Genomic DNA, 19,806 nt, shown 5'->3' with positions numbered 1-19,806 from the left:
TTTTATTCAGATTGGAATTTTTCAATCTTTAAATTTTTCAATCTTTAAATTAAAACAAATGAACATACTCGATAAAATAATATTTGACAAAAAAAGGGAAGTCATTCTCAAGAAATCCATAATTCCCGTTTCCCAATTGGAAGCTTCGGTTTTCTTTGAAAAAAAGACGATTTCTTTGAGCGATAATCTAAGAAACAGCACGTCCGGAATTATTGCGGAGCACAAACGTCGTTCCCCTTCAAGAGCAGAAATTAATTATAGCTTTACCGTGGAAGAAGTAACAAAAGGATATGAAAATGCGGGTGCTTGTGGAATTTCCGTATTGACAGACGGAAAATATTTTGGCGGTTCTTTGGACGATTTACTTTTGGCAAGAGCCACTGTAAGTATTCCATTACTACGAAAAGAATTCATTGTAGATGAATACCAAATATTAGAAGCCAAAGCATATGGAGCCGATTTGATTTTGCTTATCGCAGCGGTTTTAACCAGAGACGAAATCAAATCATTATCCCAGTTTGCTAAAAGTTTAGGACTCGAAGTTTTACTGGAAGTACACAATCAGGAAGAATTGGAAAAATCGATTATGCCCACATTAGACATGATCGGTGTGAATAATAGAAACCTAAAAACATTCGAAGTAAGTTTGGATTTCAGCAAGCAATTAGCAGCACAAATTCCAAATGATTTTGTAAAAGTTTCCGAAAGTGGGATTTCATCCATTGAAGCGATTAATGAATTAAAGCCTTTTGGTTACAAAGGTTTCCTAATTGGGGAAAACTTCATGAAAACCGATAATGCCGGTAAAGCCGCAACGGATTTTATTGAAAAGCTTTAGGCTTTAGGCAATAAGCGTTGATTAACATAAAACAAAAATTCAATTTTACAGCATAAAGCATAGAGCTTATTGCATAAAGCTAATAGAAATGAAACTCAAAATCTGCGGCATGAAATATCCCGAAAATATTCTCGAAGTAGGTTCGCTCCTACCCGATTATATGGGATTTATATTCTGGGAGAAATCAGCTCGGTATTTTGATGGCGTGATTCCAGATTTACCAAAATCGATTAAAAAAGTGGGCGTTTTTGTAAATGCTTCCCAAGAAGAAATAATTGAAAAAATAACAAAATACGATTTGCAGGCCGTTCAATTGCACGGACAGGAATCAGTTGAATTTTGTTTGGATTTAAAGGATAAAATAAATAATCAAATTGAAATCATCAAAGTATTCTCTGTTGATGATTCTTTTGATTTTGAGGTGCTGAAACCCTTTGAAACCGTTTGTGATTATTTTCTTTTTGATACCAAAGGAAAATTACCCGGCGGAAACGGAACCACATTCGATTGGAAAGTATTAGAAAAGTATCCTTCAAGCAAACCATTTTTCCTGAGTGGAGGAATCGGAATTAATGAAATGGACACCGTAAATGAAATTTCGAAAACCAATTTACCCCTTTATGCCATTGATGTAAACAGTAAATTTGAAATCGAACCCGGATTAAAAAACATACAATTATGTAGAGACGCACTGCAGTGCGTCTCTACAACGTGCGTCTCCACAGATAACAAAATAAAAAAATAAATTATGTCATACAACGTCAACGAAAAAGGCTATTACGGAGAATTTGGAGGAGCCTACATCCCTGAAATGTTATATCCAAATGTGGAAGAATTACGTCAAAATTATTTAAAAATAACGGCAGATCCATCGTTTCAAGCCGAGTTTGATGCGCTATTAAAAGATTATGTAGGTCGCCCTACGCCTCTTTATTTTGCAGAGCGTTTATCTAAGCAATACAATACCAAAATCTACCTAAAAAGAGAAGATTTATGTCACACCGGTGCCCACAAAGTCAACAACACGATTGGACAAATTTTATTAGCCAAACGTTTGGGTAAAAAACGAATCATTGCCGAAACCGGTGCCGGTCAACATGGCGTTGCAACAGCAACCGTTTGCGCCTTAATGGGATTGGAATGTATCGTGTATATGGGGGAAATTGATATCAAACGTCAAGCACCAAATGTAGCTCGAATGAAAATGTTGGGTGCCGAAGTTCGTCCGGCTCTTTCGGGTTCAAGAACTTTAAAAGATGCTACAAACGAAGCGATCCGCGACTGGATTAACAATCCTGTAGACACCTATTATATCATTGGATCTGTCGTAGGACCGCATCCTTATCCGGATATGGTGGCGCGTTTTCAAAGTGTCATTTCTAAGGAAATCAAAGAACAATTACTGGAAAAAGAAGGACGCGAAAACCCTGATTATGTAATTGCTTGCGTAGGTGGAGGCAGCAATGCAGCCGGTGCTTATTATCATTTTTTGGATAACGAAGACGTGAATATTATTGCCGTAGAAGCAGCTGGTTTAGGAGTCGATTCGGGAGAAAGTGCGGCAACTTCTGCGTTAGGAAAAGTAGGTGTTATTCACGGGAGCAAAACCTTGTTGATGCAAACTCCTGATGGCCAAATCACCGAGCCATATTCCATTTCGGCAGGACTGGATTATCCGGGTGTAGGTCCTATGCACGCTAATTTATTCGCTACCGGAAGAGCGCAATTCATCTCCATTACGGACGACCAAGCCATGCAATGGGGATTAAAATTATCCAAAATGGAAGGACTAATTCCTGCTATCGAAAGTGCGCATGCCTTTGCCGTTCTGGACGAAATGAAATTCAAACCGGAGGATATTGTAGTCATCAATCTTTCCGGTCGCGGCGATAAAGATTTGAACACTTATATCGATTATTTTAAATTATAATTGGGTTTGTCCTGAATTTATTTCAGGGCGTTCCCTCGCTTTCACTAGCGTTTCAGCGAGGCCAGGCTTTCCGTTGCAATCTTTTTTATCTCGTTAAAAAACGGGATAAAAAAGGATTTTCACTGCAATCCTTAACGCAAACCCAACAGCATAAAATGAAGTTCAATTCACATTTTCAAAATAGAAACTATGGAAAAATTATTCGCTTACGGCAGCTTACAAAATGAGGACATACAGAAAGATCTTTTTGGGCGTATTCTTGAGGGAACTCCCCAAACGTTAATTGGTTATGTAGTAAAAGAAATTCAAATCGAAGAAGAATTTGGATTAGTACATTATCCCATCATTGTGGAAACCCATAAACCCGAAGACACTATCAACGGCATTGTATATACCATTTCGCCCCAAGAACTTCGCCAAACGGATTTGTACGAAGGATTGCATTACAGACGCGTTGAAGTGCATTTAGAATCAAACCAAAAAGCTTGGGCTTACAGTGCCGCCATTTAAGCTTTCGAATTAATAAAATGGCAAGGTTTTTAGAGCCTTGCAAATCTGATAAAAAATACAAAATGAACCGAATAAATCAAAAATTACAAGAAACCAAAAAGATACTTTCCATCTATTTTTCGGCTGGATATCCTAACTTAAATGATACGGTACAAATCATTCAGGATTTAGAAAAAAGCGGTATCGATATGATTGAAATAGGATTGCCGTTCAGCGATCCATTGGCTGATGGACCTACGATACAAGCCAGTTCAACCCAAGCCTTACATAACGGAATGACCACTCAAGTGCTGTTTGACCAATTAAAAGACATTCGTAAAACGGTATCTATTCCTTTGGTGATTATGGGATATTTCAACCCAATGTTACAATACGGAATAGAAAATTTCTGCCAGAAATGTGCGGAGATTGGAATCGATGGATTAATTATTCCTGATCTTCCGGTTGATGTCTATGCGGATGAATACAAAGCTACTTTTAAAAAATACGGATTGAAAAATATATTCTTGATTACGCCACAAACTTCGGACGAGCGCATTCGTTTTATTGACAGTGTATCCGATGGATTTATTTACATGGTCAGTTCAGCGAGTGTTACGGGTTCCCAAACTGGTTTTGGAAGCGTTCAAGAAGAGTATTTCAAACGCATTGCAGCAATGAATCTAAAAAACCCACAAGTAATTGGCTTTGGAATCAACAATGCGGAAACCTTTAATCAAGCCACTCAATTCGCCAAAGGTGCGATTATAGGAAGTGCTTTTATTACGCATTTAACCGAAAACGGAACTGGAAAAATTGAAGAATTCGTAAAAGCGATTCGATAAACAACTTCTTTTATATAAGATTAAACGGCGTTTAAATGAACTTTAAGCGCCGTTTTTTTATGTTCATACTTTATAAAATGCTAAAACTATTTGTAAGGTTATTTTCATATATTAGCAAAAGCAAAAAAGATGACGTTTATCAGACAAAGCCACCCAAATTTGGGGTGATAGGTCTGATTCTATCAGACTTATATACTAGTTGGCAGTAATTATCAGAAAACCGAATAAAATATGACATTAGACGATATAAAAAACTCTATCCAAATTCTTTTTAATTTTAATATTGTTAATGAAACAGATGAAAAAATTGAATTTTCTATTATTTCGGACAAAACAGCTTTTTTAATAAAAAAAGAAGTTGAGGATATAATTCGTGATTTAACTTATTTGCACAGCGAACAAGAAATAGAACTTTATGACAAAAATTCATATGAGGTTTTAGTTCGCAATGAAAATCGTTTTATGTTAGGGAAAGAAATATCACAAAAAGATACAATTAACAAAATTGATTACGCAATAGGAAAACCGACTGACAAATATTTAGTTTTATTCATCTATAATTTAGGACTTCAAGATACTCCAAGAATATTAAGAAATGGCATAATGCCACACAGACTTAAACGAATTTACGACATCGATAGCGACCAAACCACAATTCCTTTTGAAAATAATATATTGGAAGTTATTAAAGAAGTAATTCCAAGATTAGAAACTTTACAAATTGATAGTTACTCTCCAAGAAAAAAAAATGAATTTGAAAATTTAGTTTACGCTTTTCTATTCACATTAGGATATAATCTTGATTATACTTTTCAACCATTGAGATTTATGGATGAATTTACACAACCATATAAAATTGGAAAATTGAGAAGGAATAATTTTAGTGATATTGAACCTCCAAAATTAACTTACATTAATGAACTAATCCTTCATTATCAAAAAGGTATTTCAAGTGAAAGTATTGAGCATCAATTTCTCTCTTTTTACCACGTACTGGAACATTTTTTCGAAAAAATATACAATGACGATATTTTGTTAAGCATAAAAAATGAGTTGTTAAAACCTAATTTCTCATACAAGAGAACAAAAGATATTTCAAATCTTGTAGGGTTTATACAGAATAGATTAAAATATAAAAATGAAGAATTTCAAATAAATGAACCGGAAGCTTTAGAACTTACGTTAAAGAAATTTGTCACGGATTTAGAGTATTTAAAAACTGAATTAAATACAATTTCGCCGAAATTACTTGAGCACTTTAAAACAACAGAAGTTAGTTTTTCAAAAGGCAATCGAGTTAATTTTGATAGTAATAATTTAAATGAAATTTATACTAATCTTGCTAAAAGAATATATTATACAAGAAACTCAATTGTTCATAGCAAAGAAACTGAAAAAACAAAATATACTCCATTTAGTGACGACAAAGACCTTCTAAATGAAATATATTTATTGAGGTTAATAGCAGAAATTGTAATAATAAATAACTCAAAAGAGTTGTAAAAAAAATAACTACTGCCAACAGCCGTTTGGCAAGATTGCGAATTTTGTGGTAAATTCACGTTTGCGTTTCGCAAGAAATTTTATCTTAGCCGAAAGAACTCGGTTACGAAGTTCGCAACCTCGCCAAGCGGCGGAACGTTATAAGCCATTATAAAACTCCACTATGAAATTTGAAAACGACAAAAAATATTTACGCTTTAGAGCTACATTAATAACCGTTACTGTTTTTTTGTTTTTCTATATTTCAAATAAAATATTAAGACAAAAATTTTCCATCAACATGGATAATCTAACTCTATACTTGTTAATATTTGTCTTTGTTATTCCCTCTTTATTCTTTCTAATTCATTCTGTTTATTTAGTAAATAGATTGTTAATCTTTAAAAATATATTTGGCTTTACATTAAAAAAAATCGAGTTAGATTCTCTAAAAGGAAGAAAAATAATCTATAAAAATCTACCATATAAAGCTGTTTCTACGCTCAAAATTCTAGGATTATTTGGAGATAAATATGAAAGCTCTATTGAGATTCAAATATCATTAGAAGATGCAAAAAAATATAATTTTAATGGACAGATTTTATCCAATCTAGGTTTAAAATCATTAAATGAGAAAATAAAATAAAAGTAAATGACAATAACGGCTTATAACAGCGGTTTGCATCAATGGCTTAATTCTGTGTTTCTTTAGAAAATACGCAGATAACTCAAAGTTTGGTTTATATTTGTGATTGTTCGGTGACATTCACGCCACTAGATGCAAGCCACCGGACGTTTTTCGAGGAAAATGAAAAAAGAAAATATGAAAAAAATAATAATTTTGATATTAATATTTACAGTAACGATTGGAAATGCACAAGTAAAAAAACAAAAAGAAACTAGCAAACCTTTTGTGCTTGGAACAATCGAAGAAATTAACTCAAAAATATTATCTGAAAAAAGAATAGTAAATATTTATCTTCCAGAGGGCTACAATCAAAACGATACAATTAAATATCCAGTTACCTATTTACTTGATGGTTCGGCTGATGAAGATTTTATTCACGTTGTTGGACTTTTTCAGTTTAACAACTTTTCTTGGATAAATAGAGTTCCGAAATCAATTGTTGTTGGAGTTGCAAATATTGACAGGAAAAGAGATTTTACGTACCAAACTACAATTGAGGAAGATAAAAAAAGATATTTAACTTGTGGAAAATCCGCAAATTTCATTTCCTTTATTGAAACTGAATTGCAACCTTTTATTGAAAAGAAGTACAAAACCAACAATTCAAAAACTATAATTGGACAATCATTAGGTGGACTTTTAGCGACAGAAATATTACTAAAAAAACCAAACTTATTTAACAAATACATAATAATAAGCCCAAGTTTGTGGTGGAATAATGGTTCTTTATTAAATGAAGAATCGGAAATATATCAAGAGAACTTTAAAGATAAAATTGATATTTATATTGGAGTTGGGAAAGAAGGACTTGCACCAAGTGAAATTCCTCATGTTATGGAAGTTGATGCAAATTTATTGTCCGAGAAATTGAAAAGCACAAAAAGCAAAAATGTAAAAGTGAGCTTTGATTATTTGCCACAAGAAGACCACGCAACAATTACTCATCTAGCAATTTTTAATGCAATGAGAATTTTGTATCCAAAAACTGAAAAATAAAAAGAAAAAATATCGTCCAAGAACCGTTTTGCACAATGGAAAACTTAAATTACAATAATGAATTATCACTTTAGAAAAGCGGAACTATCTGAAATAGATCCAATATGGGAAATTTTACAACAAGCTATCCTACGAAGAAAAGAAGACGGCAGTACCCAATGGCAAGACGGTTATCCAAATCCAGAAGTCGTACAAAAAGATATTGAAAAAGGAGAAGGATTTGTTTTGGTCGCAGGAGAAACTATCATCGGTTATAGTGCGGTACTAATCAATGACGAACCTGCCTATGAGAAAATTGAAGGAAACTGGCTAACGAATGATGATTTTGTTGTACTGCACCGCGTAGCCATTTCTGAAAAGTATTTAGGTAAAGGCTTGGCTAAAATGATTCTCAAATACATAGAAGAATTTGCGGTAAGCAACAACATTTACAGCGTAAAAGCAGACACTAATTTTGACAACATCGCTATGATGAAAATTTTTGAAAAGTCGGGTTATACGTATTGTGGAGAGGTGTTTTTCAGAGGAAGTTCTAGAAAAGCATACGAGAAAGTCTTAGCGAAACACGACTAATTGAAATTATGAAAAACTTAGTATTAAAATTAAAAAACCGCAAATTCGCAGATAAAAAGAGCTAGAAACTGTTTCTATAATGCGCGAATTTGCGGTGATATTTTTAAAACAACTTATCTTAAACTACAGCTTCTTCTTCAGGAGCCGTTTCAAACTCCATGTGATCCATTACTTCTACTAGAGCTTCCGGTTTAGAACCTTTGAGCGCATTGAATCTTTCTAATTGTTCCAGCTCCCCTTCTTCCCCACTGAAATAAGGAAAAACATCCATAATAGGAGATTCCGAAATTGCAGGTATGCTATAGTCGCCCATTGTGCCTTTCATTACACTGGTGGTGTTATCATAAGCCTCTTTTACATCATTGGCTTGCACTAATAAATACATATTCGTCTTGCGTTCTTTACCACTTTCTTCGTCATACGCCAATAATGAAACTTTGGATCGAAACCAACGGTCCGCATTTTCGAAAGGATGAATCTCCGCATAATTGGCCACTTTTATATTCGTGATTTTGAATTCTTCACTGATATACGCTGACATCTCTTCATTGATTCTACTTTCTGCTTCCGTATAGGATAACGCATCTACCAAGTATGGTTCTGTCGTAATCTTTTGTCCGCCAGTCTCATCCGTTTTTCTATATTTTACTTTGCATTCGTACCAAGTTGTGCTCATTTCTTTTTTTTTAAGGATGTCAAAGATAGATTTAAAAGGAAAAAAAAATCACAATTCACAAAATAGATATTCACAATTTCACATGAAGATTAGTGTTGCTATAAACTTCATTGTGGTTCTATTTATAATGTTAAAATTATGTTAAACAAAAACTAAACAACTGTTTAAATTAAACACTTGTTTAGTTTTGTTTTTGAAAAAATTAAATTCCCTTGAAAAGTAATTTTAACGACAAACAAATTCAAATTCTCGAAGTTGCAGAAACACTTTTTGCAGAAAAAGGATTTGATGGTACTTCCATTCGAAACATAGCAAAAGTAGCAAAAATCAATATTGCCATGGTTTCGTATTACTTTGGTTCCAAAGAACGATTACTGGAATCGCTTATTGTTTACAGAACTTCGGATCTTAAAAATCAATTAGAAAATTTATTGCAGGAAGAACTGGAACCTATTGACAAAATCAATAAACTGATAGAACTGTACATAAATAGAATCAACAGCAACCGAGGAATATACAGAATTTTACACTTCGAATTTACCTCTAAAAAAAGAGAGCAAAATCTCCAGGCTTTTTCTGAATTAAAAAAAGGTAATTTAAATTCCCTTGAAACCATTATCGAGGAAGGTCAGAAAAAAGGCATTTTCAGAAAAGACGTTATTATTCCGCTTATCGCACCCACCATTCTGGGTACTTTCTTTCATTTTCATATGAATAAACCTTTCTTCGAAAATTTATTAAACTTGAAAACCGAAGATTTATACAACAATTACATCAAAACCAATTTGACAAAGCACATTCAACAAACTATAAAAGCACTTCTGATATATGAAAGTTAGTCAATTAATGCTCTTTGGGATTTTCTTTATTGGAATTTCATCAGTGGCAGCGCAAGAAAAAACAAGTTTAACATTGAACGAAGCCATTAATTTGGCTTGGACCAAGAGCAATGAAGTTACTCTGGCCAATACAAAAGTGAAAACTAAAAAGTACGAGCTGCAATCCACAAAAAACAATCAATATCCTGATTTGAAACTTTCAGGTCAATACCAAAGATTGGCAAATGCATCGGTAGATTTTAAAATAAATCAAAATAATTCCGGTTCACAAGAACCGCTTCCTATAGTAAATCAATTGATGATTGGACAGTTGAATGCCAGTGTTCCTGTATTCTCTGGTTTTAAAATCCAAAACAGCATCAAAGTGTATGAGAATCTTTATGAGGCTGAAATGGCAACAGCATCACAAACAAAAGAGGAAATCGCTTTGCGGGTAATTGATTATTATGCTGGATTATACAAAGCACAAAAAACAATTGAATTGCTGAAAGAAAATCAAAAAAGTGCACAACAACGTGTAAACGATTTTATTGAGTTAGAAAAAAATGGAATTATTCCTAAAAACGACCTTTTAAAATCACAATTACAAGCCTCTAAAATCCAATTGTCATTAGACGAAACGAATAATAATTTAAAAATCATTAATTTTTATTTGGTTACGCTTTTAAAATTAAATCCAGACACCAAACTGGAGATTCGTGAAAGTGATTTTGCTGATTTTCAAATGACTAACATCCCAACAAATGAATTGCCGGCATTAGAAAATCGTAAAGATTTAGAAGCAATTCGATTTCAGGGAAAAGCAAGCGAAGCCAATATCAAAATAGCTAAAGGGTCTTATTATCCTGCAATTGCTATTATTGGCGGTTATACCGCATTAGACTTGAGCAATGTTATCACAGTACAAAATGCGATGAATATTGGCGTGGGTATTTCCTATGACTTGAGTGCCATTCTTAAAAATGGAACATTGGTAAAACTGGCTGAGAATAGATTTCTTGAAGTGCAAAACTCTGAAGCCATACTAACGGACTATATTAAAGTTCAGGTTCAAAAAGCAATTGAAGATTATGATTTGGCATTAAAACAAAATGTAGTTTACGGACAAGCGGTAGAACAATCTTCGGAAAATTACCGAATCATAAAAGATAAATATGACAACGGACTCTCGGATACGAATGATTTACTGGAAGCTGATGTGGAGCAACTGAGTTCAAAAATCAATAAAGCATTGGCGCAAGCAAATACCATTCAAAAATACTACGAGTTACTATCGGTAACTGGTCAATTATCTCAAACCTTCAACATCCCGATAGCTATCGGGACAAAAAACTAATCATACCTACCATGGAAAAGAAAAAAACAAATACAAAATTTATTATTATCCTAGTGGCTTTGGTAGTTTTAGGTGGAACTTACGGAACTTATAAATACATGCATTCCTTGGCTCACGAAGAAACAGACGATGCACAAATTGAAAAAAACATGAATCCCATTATTCCAAGAGTTTCGGGTTATGTGGATAAAGTGTACATCAAAGACAATGATTTTGTAAAGAAAGGCGATACCCTTTTTACTATCGATAAAAGAGATTACCAACTAAAAATTGAAGAGGCTAATGCTGCAATGGTTGGCGCTGAAGGCAGTTTTGAAGTTTCTAAAGCTGATATTGGAAGTGCTTTGGCTAGTATTTCAGTTTCTGATGCTAATGTACAATCAGCGGGCGGAAATATCGAATCGGCAAAAATCAGATTGGGTCGTATTACGAGTGATTACAACAGATATAACAATTTGTACAAAAGCCATTCGATTACAAAACAACAATACGAGCAAGCTTTGGCTGCAAAACTTGAAGCAGAAAGTCAAGTACGCGTTTTACAACAACAACAGAGAGCAACTGCTTTTCAAAAATCGGTTATTGTAGCTAAATCTAAAGTTTCCGACAAACAAACTGAAGTGGCTGCTGCCAATATCAAAAGAGCCAAAGCATTACTTGATGCGGCAAAATTAAATTTGACTTATACTGCTGTAACTGCTGCGATTGACGGTCAGGTTTCAAAAATTGACATTCAACCGGGGCAATTAGTGCAACCGGGACAATCGTTATTTTATATTATCAATAACAAAGAAGCTTGGGTAATTGCTAATTTCAAAGAAACGCAGTTGAACAAAATGGTAATTGGTCAAAAAGTTACCGTAAAAGTGGATGCGTATCCCGGATATGATTTTCAAGGTGCAATCACGTCGTTTTCACCCGCTACAGGATCTCGTTTTTCATTACTTCCTCCTGATAATGCTACTGGAAACTTTGTGAAAACAATCCAAAGATTACCCGTTAAAATAAGCTTGAACACATCAAATGATCCTGAAAAAATAAAATTGCTTCGTCCGGGAATGAATGTGGATGTAGATGTACATTTAAAATAAATCAATTTTTGGGTGATTTCTAAAATGTCAAAAACGGCAATACTTTTAAGAAAATGATAGTTTACACTTTAGTATAAAATGGTACAAACAGGAGAAGATGATTTAGTAGAATATGGCTTTAGAAGAGTCATAATTACCATTACAGCCGTTCTTTGTGCTATGCTTGAAATTGTAGATACTACAATTGTAAATGTGGCATTAAACAATATGCGGGGCAGCCTTGGCGCATCACTTACTGATGTGGCTTGGGTTATAACAGCTTATGCTATTGCAAACGTGATTGTAATTCCTATGACCAGTTGGTTGTCACAACAATTTGGGCGTCGGAATTATTTTGCGGTTTCCATTATTATTTTTACAGTCTCTTCCTTTTTATGTGGTAATGCCAATAATATTTGGGAATTAGTTACTTTTAGATTCATTCAAGGATTGGGTGGTGGTGCTTTATTAGTTACTGCTCAAACCATAATTACCGAGAGTTATCCAGTTGCCAAAAGAGGAATGGCACAAGCTATTTACGGAATGGGAGTTATTGTTGGCCCAACTCTTGGGCCCCCTTTGGGAGGGTATATTGTAGACCATTTTTCATGGCCGTATATCTTTTACATCAACATTCCTATTGGAATTATAGCTACTTTACTGACGCTCTCTTTTGTAAAAAGCCCTAAATATGGTGACAAACTAAAAGCCAGCCAGGTCGATTGGTGGGGAATCTTTCTTTTAACCGCTTTTGTTGGCTCCTTACAATATGTTCTGGAACACGGTCAGCAAGACGATTGGTTCAATAATAATACGATTGTATTGTTATCTGTTATTTCAGTTTTTGGTTTATTGTTCTTTATTTGGAGAGAACTCACCTATAAACATCCCATCGTAAATTTAAGAGTTTTAAAAGACACTAATTTAAGAATAGGAACCATCATGTGTTTTATTCTTGGTTTCGGATTGTATGGTTCTACCTTTATCATCCCTATTTACACACAATCCGTTTTAGGTTGGAGTGCTATGGATGCGGGTTTGTTGTTGATTCCAAGTTCCATTACTACCGGAATTATGATGCCGTTCATTGGTAAAATGATTCAACGTGGCGTACCGCAAGCGTATATGGTGGCTGCCGGATTTTTATTGTTTTTCTTTTTTACGTATTGGATGCAACAAGTTATTACCCCAGATTCTGGAGAAGAACACCTATACTGGCCATTGATATTAAGAGGAATTGGACTGGGATTGTTATTTGTTCCTATTTCTACACTTTCTCTCTCTACCTTAAAAGGGAAAAGTATTGGAGAAGGAGCTGCTTTTACGGGAATGATGCGACAATTGGGAGGATCTTTTGGTATTGCCATTATCACCACTTTTATTGCCCGATTCAATCAGGAACACCGTGTAAATCTTATTTCGCATCTTAATGTGACTTCCTTTGAAGTACAAAAAACAGTGCAACAACTGAAAATGGGATTCATGTCCAAAGGCTATTCTGAAAATGAAGCTTTGGCAAAAGCCTACAAAGCCATTGAATACAAAGTAATGGTACAAAGTTCCGTACTTTCTTATATGGACATCTTTTTATACTTAGGCGCGTTATTTTTATTTTGTATTCCTTTTATACTTTTGATAAAGAAAGGAAAAAACAAAATCAATCCTGCCGATGTTTAACATTAAATCCAAACATAAAAAAAACGCCGTTATCCATATGAAAACGGCGTTTTTTTTTATTTATTTAAAAGTTATTAGCGGGTGAAAACCAAATGATTTCCTTCCGATAAATTAGCGTCAAATTGATAGCCATCATAATTGAACCCTTTTAAATCATCTATCGTTTGAGCATCGGTATCAATAATATAACGGACCATCATTCCTCTGGCTTTCTTGGCAAAAAAACTGATGATCTTAAGTTTCCCATTTTTATAATCTTTAAATTCCGGAGTGATTACAGGAACTTTCAACGCCTTGACATCAATTGCCGAGAAATATTCATTGCTCGCTAAATTGACAAACAACTCGCCTTTTTCAAGCTCTTTATTTAAAGCTTTTTTAACCGTTGGTTTCCAAAATTCATATAAGTTTTTGCTTTCGCCAATGGGTAATTTGGTTCCCATTTCCAGTCGGTATGCTTGAATCAAGTCCAATGGTTTTAGTAAACCATACAAACCGGATAATATTCTCAAACGGTCTTGCAAAGCCTCTATTTTTTTTTCTGGAATCGAATAGGCGTCTAATCCAATGTACACATCTCCATCAAAAGTATACACTGCCGGGCGTGCATTTGAAGTCGTAAAAGGGGTCTTCCAATCTTGATTTCGCTTCCAGTTCAAATCAGCCAATTTATCCGAAATACTCATTAAATCCGATAAATCAGCAGGTTTTTTTTCTTTTAAAACTTTATGAACTTGTCGCGATTCTTTTAAAAATAAAGGTTCGGTGTAAAGCTTAGTGGGTAACTCTTTTTCAAAATTTAAAGACTTGGCTGGCGATATTACAATTTTCATACACAATACTCTTTCGAGCTCTTTTTATTAATTCTTTCAAAAGTACTAATTGAAATCAAGAAATCAAGAATCTTTAAATTGATTTGTTTAATAGTGTAATAGATAATGAAAATTGTACGCCAATTTAATTATTTTTGAATCGCAAATAAACCAAACTACCCTTCATTAATTATGAACCCAATTGAAATTAGAAAAGCAACGCTATCAGATTTGGAAACAATCCAAAAGATAAGTGTCCAAACTTTTAAAGAGACTTTTGCCGCTGTAAATACACCCGAAAACATTGCTAATTATGTAAAAGACAGCTTCAATACAGAACAGTTGACAACTGAATTGAACAATGCCAATTCTCAGTTTTATGTAGCGTATTCGAATGCAGAAGCTGTTGGTTATCTGAAAATAAACTTCGGTGATGCCCAAACCGAAACCATTAATGAGAATGCTTTAGAAGTGCATCGAATTTATGTTGTACAAACTTTTCATGGAAAAAACATTGGGCAGTTGTTGCTTGACGAAGTAAAAAAGATTGCACATCATACTGGCGTTAATTACATTTGGCTTGGTGTCTGGGAAGAAAATCACAGAGCGCTCCGATTTTACACTAAAAATGGATTTGTTGTATTTGACAAACACGTTTTTACGTTAGGAAATGACGAACAAACCGATTTATTAATGCAACTTTTAATCAAATAATACATGACCAATACCATATCCTCCGAAACAGAAAAGCCAGTCCGAATTCTAAATGCTGCCGTAATTGTGGCTGCACTGGGTTATTTTGTTGATATTTATGATTTATTGCTTTTTGGAATTGTCCGTACCGATAGTCTAAAAGATTTAGGAATAACCGGTGATGCTATCAGGAATCAGGGAGAATTTTTGATTAGTATGCAAATGTTCGGGATGCTTTTTGGCGGTATTCTTTGGGGAATATTAGGTGATAAAAAAGGACGTATTTCTGTTTTATTTGGTTCTATCTTGATTTATTCTGTGGCCAATATTGCTAACGGAATGGTAACTACCGTTGATGGATACGCGTTCTGGAGATTGATAGCGGGAATTGGTCTTGCAGGAGAATTAGGCGCCGGAATTACTTTGGTAACCGAAAGTTTACCCAAAGAAAAACGAGGCTACGGAACGATGATTGTAGCATCTGTAGGTGTTTCGGGTGCTGTGGTTGCTTATTTAGTCTATCAGGTTTTTCAGGATTGGCGTTTGTGTTATTACGCTGGTGGCGTTTTAGGACTTCTTTTATTGTTTTTACGAATCAGTATTTCTGAATCAGGCATGTTCAAAAAAGTACAAGAAAGCGATGAAAAGAAAGGCGATTTCCTTTCTTTATTTACCAATAAAAAACGCTTTTCAAAATACATCCAATGCATTCTTATCGGAATTCCGTTGTGGTTTTTGGTAGGCGTATTAATCACTTTCTCACCGGAATTTGCCAAAGCATTAGGTGTTCAGGGTTTTGAAACGATTGCCGCAGGAAAAGCAATTGCTTGGTGTTACGGTGGATTGGTTTTTGGAGATATTGCCAGCGGTTTGTTAAGTCAGTGGCTGAAAAGCCGAAAAAAAGTGATGTACTTGTTTCTGACTTTTAATCTGATTATGGTTTTTATGTTCCTAAATGCATTTGGAATTTCAGCATCCACTTTTTATATCCTTTGTTTTATTATGGGCTTCTCCGTAGGATATTGGGTATTGTTTGTCACTATTGCAGCAGAGCAATTTGGAACCAATATTCGCGCAACAGTGACTACAACAGTTCCAAATTTTGTTCGAGGTTCGTTGCCGCTGATTATTATCATTTATGGCTTTTTTAGAGATACTGTTTTTGAAGGCGACATCTTAAAATCGGCAATGATTGTTGGAACACTATTATCGATAATTTCAATTTTGGCACTTTGGAAATTAAAAGAAACCTTCCATACTGATTTGAATTATTCCGAAAACGAAACACAGCCTTTCCTGTAACTTTCTTATTTTTAAATCTAAAAATGAAATGGAATACATCATCATTTGTCTCGCTGCATTAATAGGTTCCGGTTTGACATTATTTTCCGGTTTTGGGCTTGGAACGCTTCTTGTTCCTGTCTTTGGGCTATTTTTCCCTATCGAAATGGCTATTTTACTTACCGCAATAGTTCATTTTCTAAACAATCTTTTTAAATTGTTTCTATTAGGTAAAAGCGCTAATCTAAATGTTGTTTTACGTTTTGGTATTCCTGCAATTATTTTTGCATTTCTTGGCGCTTATGTACTTTCCTTATTGACAGATATGCAACCGCTAACGGATTATCAAATAGGAAATCACACTTTTGAAATTATGCCAATAAAACTGATTATTGGAATTGTGTTGTTATTTTTCTCTCTATTTGAAGTCATTCCTAGTTTGACCAACTTACAATTTGACAAGAAATACCTTCCTGTAGGAGGAATTCTGAGTGGTTTTTTCGGTGGCCTTTCCGGGAATCAAGGTGCTTTGAGAGCTGCTTTTTTGATAAGAGCCAATTTATCCAAACAATCTTTCATTGCAACCGGCGTAGTAATCGCTTGTTTAGTGGACATTTCCAGACTAACTGTTTATTCCAAACAAATACTGAACAATCAAAGTCAATTTGATTACACTTTACTGACTCTAGCGACTATTTCGGCATTTATTGGGGCCTATTTTGGCAATAAATTATTAAAAAAAGTTACCCTAACAACCATTCAGAATATAGTGACTTTTATGCTTATCCTATTTGCTATTCTATTGATAATTGGGATAATTTAAATTGAATAAACAATTATTCAAAGTAATATAACTGAGAAAAAAATCAGACTCATTCTTCAAAGAGTGGCAAAAATAAAACTTTTTATTCGATGTGTAAAATAGAAATCGGAATTGCGTAAATTTGGCAAAAATTTTTCTTTAATTGAAATGTTCCTTAAAATTTATGAATTTGTACCCTAAATAAGTGGTGTAAATTATAATAAATTGATTTTGACAATCATACATTGGTTAAAAATTCTTGCATATTAATTGAAAAGAGTTGGTAAGTCCCTCTTTCGATAAAAATTTAAAACATGAAATTAATTTATACTTTCCTTTTAATAACGGTACTAAATAATGCTTATTCTCAAGCTCCAAATGAGTATTTTGAAAAAATCAGAAACAATGAAGCGGAACTAACCGCTTTCTTTTCACAGATGCCAAAAGGAGGTGATTTACACCACCACTATTCCGGTTCTATTTATGCTGAGCCATTGTTACAACTTGCTATTGCTGATGATTTTTATCTCAATACCGAAACGATGGATGTTTTAAAAGAAAAACCTTCAACTGGAAACTGGGAACAATTTTCGACATTAAAAAGTAATGGAACCTTAGATGTTTACAAGCAAAAAATCATGCAAAAATGGTCTGTAAAAGACTATAATCATGTTGATTATCCTTCGGATAAATTATTTTTTGAATCCTTTATGAAGTTTGAACCGGCCATCAAAGGGAATTTCGGACAAGGTTTATTGGAACTAAAAAACAGAGCCATTTCAGAAAATGTCAGCTATATTGAAACGCAATTATCTACGATTCCAACTGCAATGAATACGGATGATTTGACGAAATTTAATGCCAGATTGCGAAAATCAGCTTTGGCAAAAGACGAAAAAGCCATTACTAAATCCCTTGATTCGCTATACAATTATTTACTGAAAAAAGATGCTGAATCCTACGCCACAACGTTCAATACTAATTTTGTAACAAAGCTTCACAAGGATCTTAAAATTGATGACAAACAATTTACGATGCGGTATCAAAATTTTGTGTTGCGTTTCATGGAACCCGTAGATTTATTTAAAAATCTGGTAATCGCATTCATTTCGGCTGATGGAAGTCCGCTGATGGCAGGTGTTAACATCGTTTCTCCGGAAGATGGTGAAACCGCAATGAAAGATTATTGGTTGCACATGGTGATGTTTAAATACTGCCATTCCCGTTATCCAAATGTAAAATACACGATGCATGCCGGCGAGCTGACACTTGGTTTAGTACAACCGGAAGAACTAACCTGGCATATTGGCGCAGCCATTTATACCGCTGGAGCCAACCGTATCGGTCACGGAGTAGATATGGCATACGAGAAAGATTCGTATGATTTATTGCGCTACATGGCTAAGAAAACAATTCCTATCGAAATCAACTTAGTGAGTAACGAATTCATTTTGAAAGTAAAAGAAAACCGTCATCCATTGACATTGTATAAAGATTTTGACGTTCCAATAGTAATCAGCACGGACGATGCAGGGATTTTACGCACCAATATGACCGAACAATATGTTTTGTTAGCCAAAAGATACAAAGACGTTTCCTATTCAGATATCAAGCGATTTGTTTACAACAGCATCAATTACAGTTTTATAAAAGAAGCTTCCGTAAAAAAGCAATTGCTCAAAGATTTAGACTCCAGATTTAAGACTTTCGAAGCTAATTTTCCAATGAAATAAGCCATTTATAAAGATAAAAAGGAACTCTTACTATTTTTTTTCAAAAAAAACAAAAAAATTAAAGTCCCTAATTGGGACTTTTTTTATGCTTTTGATTGTTTTATTTAAGGTATTTTTTACTTTTTAAATTATTATTTTTATTATATTTGAGTCACCTACTCGATTTGTAAATAACTACACACAAACCATTTGCGAATAGCATTTCTTTATTTTAATTGTTTACAAACATGAATAAATTATTGAAAAATGAGTAGATCTTTAATCTGGTATTTCCGAAGACATCCGTTACTATACAAAATACGGTTTAGGTTACTTTCTAAAAAGGCCACTTTTGATAGGATTGAAAGTTTTTGTTACAATAACTTGAATAAGACTATAGATATACCCGAAATTTATTTTGAACTAAATGCATTAATTTTTCTAAAAAAAGAAGCCGTAATAAGCGATCTTGATAAAGCGACGCAGATAGCCGTTTGGTTAAGAAACTTTATAAAAGGAGGCCCTGGATTAGGTAAATCCTCGGATGTAACCTTAAGAAAAATGATAAACGGCGAAGGTGGCGTTTGCAGCGATTTTTCTCAGGTCTATAATAATTTCTGTGTCATAAACGATTTAAAAGTAAAAGAATGGGGATTGAAAATAGTATCAAACGATCCTAGCATTAAAGGTGGACATGCTTTTAATGAAATCTATTCCAAGGAATTAAAAAAATGGGTTTTAATTGATGTTTCTAAATCAGTTCTTTTTTATTCCACAAATCAAACAGTTCCCTTATCGGTTTTTGATTTTATCCAATTAAAAAAGGAAAACCAAGAAATCTGTTTTTCCAGTTTTAACGAAAAAAATAGGATGGATAATAAAAGGATAAGCGATTTATATATCACTTCTAATTCCTCTCCCTTTGTGATTACAAATTATCACAACAAAACCTATGACTCTTATTTAAATACACTAAAATTCCTGCCAGGACCTTTCACTCATGGATTACTGATACTTATTAGGAAAAGCTATTTTTTTGAGTTTCCAGTTCATTAATCAATTTATCG

The 19,806-nt window shown here is 33.9% G+C and carries 20 protein-coding genes; 18 read left to right on the top strand and 2 right to left on the bottom strand.

Translation table 11 applies throughout. From position 1 onward, the window contains the following. Window positions 1-58 precede the first annotated feature (58 nt). The 9 genes from trpC to E0H99_RS13885 all read left to right on the top strand — a co-directional run bounded on the left by trpC (window position 59) and on the right by E0H99_RS13885 (window position 7,841). Window positions 59-838, top strand: a complete 780-nt coding sequence (gene trpC / locus E0H99_RS13925) for an indole-3-glycerol phosphate synthase TrpC (protein WP_131996772.1) — start codon at window positions 59-61, stop codon at window positions 836-838. Window positions 839-926: 88 nt separating this feature from the next. Beyond that, a complete protein-coding gene (locus tag E0H99_RS13920; RefSeq protein ID WP_131996769.1) occupies window positions 927-1,583 on the top strand; it encodes a phosphoribosylanthranilate isomerase in 657 nt (218 codons plus the stop codon). Between the two features lie 3 nt (window positions 1,584-1,586). Continuing rightward, window positions 1,587-2,768: a tryptophan synthase subunit beta gene (trpB, locus tag E0H99_RS13915; RefSeq protein ID WP_131996766.1), complete on the top strand. Its 1,182-nt coding sequence runs from the start codon at window positions 1,587-1,589 to the stop codon at window positions 2,766-2,768. 189 nt (window positions 2,769-2,957) lie between these two features. Continuing rightward, entirely contained in the window at window positions 2,958-3,278 is a 321-nt protein-coding gene (locus E0H99_RS13910) for a gamma-glutamylcyclotransferase family protein (RefSeq protein ID WP_131996763.1), read from the top strand. Between the two features lie 62 nt (window positions 3,279-3,340). Continuing rightward, a complete protein-coding gene (gene trpA, locus E0H99_RS13905; RefSeq protein ID WP_131996760.1) occupies window positions 3,341-4,102 on the top strand; it encodes a tryptophan synthase subunit alpha in 762 nt (253 codons plus the stop codon). A gap of 231 nt (window positions 4,103-4,333) precedes the next feature. Next, complete coding sequence (locus E0H99_RS13900) at window positions 4,334-5,605, top strand: hypothetical protein (protein WP_131996757.1); 1,272 nt, start codon at window positions 4,334-4,336, stop codon at window positions 5,603-5,605. Between the two features lie 163 nt (window positions 5,606-5,768). Then, window positions 5,769-6,230, top strand: coding sequence for a hypothetical protein (locus E0H99_RS13895; RefSeq protein WP_131996754.1), 462 nt, complete (start codon window positions 5,769-5,771; stop codon window positions 6,228-6,230). A gap of 177 nt (window positions 6,231-6,407) precedes the next feature. Beyond that, window positions 6,408-7,268 carry an alpha/beta hydrolase gene (locus tag E0H99_RS13890; protein ID WP_131996751.1) on the top strand — a complete coding sequence of 287 codons (861 nt, stop codon included), beginning with the start codon at window positions 6,408-6,410 and terminating at the stop codon, window positions 7,266-7,268. Between the two features lie 57 nt (window positions 7,269-7,325). Continuing rightward, window positions 7,326-7,841 (top strand): GNAT family N-acetyltransferase, encoded by a 516-nt coding sequence (locus E0H99_RS13885; protein WP_131996748.1) that lies wholly within the window; start codon window positions 7,326-7,328, stop codon window positions 7,839-7,841. Between the two features lie 118 nt (window positions 7,842-7,959). On the opposite strand, the gene E0H99_RS13880 is transcribed toward E0H99_RS13885, so the two are convergent. Further along, a complete protein-coding gene (locus E0H99_RS13880; protein WP_131996745.1) occupies window positions 7,960-8,517 on the bottom strand; it encodes a DUF4494 domain-containing protein in 558 nt (185 codons plus the stop codon). A gap of 212 nt (window positions 8,518-8,729) precedes the next feature. Between E0H99_RS13880 and E0H99_RS13875 the strand changes: the two genes are divergently transcribed. The 4 genes from E0H99_RS13875 (at window position 8,730) to E0H99_RS13860 (ending at window position 13,439) form a co-directional block, all read left to right on the top strand. Next, the gene (locus tag E0H99_RS13875) at window positions 8,730-9,356 is read left to right on the top strand and encodes a TetR/AcrR family transcriptional regulator (protein WP_410503712.1); all 627 of its coding nucleotides are present in this window, start codon (window positions 8,730-8,732) and stop codon (window positions 9,354-9,356) included. After that, on the top strand, window positions 9,346-10,692 hold the full coding sequence (locus tag E0H99_RS13870; RefSeq protein WP_131996739.1) for a TolC family protein: 1,347 nt from the start codon (window positions 9,346-9,348) through the stop codon (window positions 10,690-10,692). Before E0H99_RS13875 ends, E0H99_RS13870 begins: the two co-directional genes overlap by 11 nt. Window positions 10,693-10,703: 11 nt before the next feature. Further along, entirely contained in the window at window positions 10,704-11,783 is a 1,080-nt protein-coding gene (locus E0H99_RS13865; protein WP_131996736.1) for an HlyD family secretion protein, read from the top strand. 78 nt (window positions 11,784-11,861) lie between these two features. After that, complete coding sequence (locus E0H99_RS13860; RefSeq protein WP_131996733.1) at window positions 11,862-13,439, top strand: DHA2 family efflux MFS transporter permease subunit; 1,578 nt, start codon at window positions 11,862-11,864, stop codon at window positions 13,437-13,439. 74 nt (window positions 13,440-13,513) lie between these two features. Here E0H99_RS13860 and yaaA read toward each other — a convergent pair whose 3' ends face one another. Then, window positions 13,514-14,272 carry a peroxide stress protein YaaA gene (yaaA, locus tag E0H99_RS13855; RefSeq protein WP_131996730.1) on the bottom strand — a complete coding sequence of 253 codons (759 nt, stop codon included), beginning with the start codon at window positions 14,270-14,272 and terminating at the stop codon, window positions 13,514-13,516. Between the two features lie 171 nt (window positions 14,273-14,443). On the opposite strand from yaaA, the gene E0H99_RS13850 reads away from it, so the two are divergent. The 5 genes from E0H99_RS13850 to E0H99_RS13830 all read left to right on the top strand — a co-directional run bounded on the left by E0H99_RS13850 (window position 14,444) and on the right by E0H99_RS13830 (window position 19,795). Continuing rightward, window positions 14,444-14,965 (top strand): GNAT family N-acetyltransferase, encoded by a 522-nt coding sequence (locus E0H99_RS13850; protein ID WP_131996727.1) that lies wholly within the window; start codon window positions 14,444-14,446, stop codon window positions 14,963-14,965. A 3-nt stretch (window positions 14,966-14,968) separates the two neighbouring features. Next, window positions 14,969-16,246, top strand: coding sequence for an MFS transporter (locus tag E0H99_RS13845; protein ID WP_131996724.1), 1,278 nt, complete (start codon window positions 14,969-14,971; stop codon window positions 16,244-16,246). Window positions 16,247-16,274: 28 nt separating this feature from the next. Continuing rightward, window positions 16,275-17,048 carry a sulfite exporter TauE/SafE family protein gene (locus E0H99_RS13840; RefSeq protein ID WP_131996721.1) on the top strand — a complete coding sequence of 258 codons (774 nt, stop codon included), beginning with the start codon at window positions 16,275-16,277 and terminating at the stop codon, window positions 17,046-17,048. A 293-nt stretch (window positions 17,049-17,341) separates the two neighbouring features. Further along, a complete protein-coding gene (locus E0H99_RS13835; protein ID WP_131996718.1) occupies window positions 17,342-18,760 on the top strand; it encodes an adenosine deaminase in 1,419 nt (472 codons plus the stop codon). Between the two features lie 246 nt (window positions 18,761-19,006). Beyond that, a complete protein-coding gene (locus E0H99_RS13830) occupies window positions 19,007-19,795 on the top strand; it encodes a hypothetical protein (RefSeq protein ID WP_131996715.1) in 789 nt (262 codons plus the stop codon). Window positions 19,796-19,806 lie beyond the last annotated feature (11 nt).

Origin of the sequence: Flavobacterium sp. GT3P67 (genome assembly GCF_004349155.1) — a bacterium.
Lineage (GTDB): Bacteria > Bacteroidota > Bacteroidia > Flavobacteriales > Flavobacteriaceae > Flavobacterium > Flavobacterium ranwuense.
This window is presented reverse-complemented; position numbering and strand designations above follow the sequence as displayed.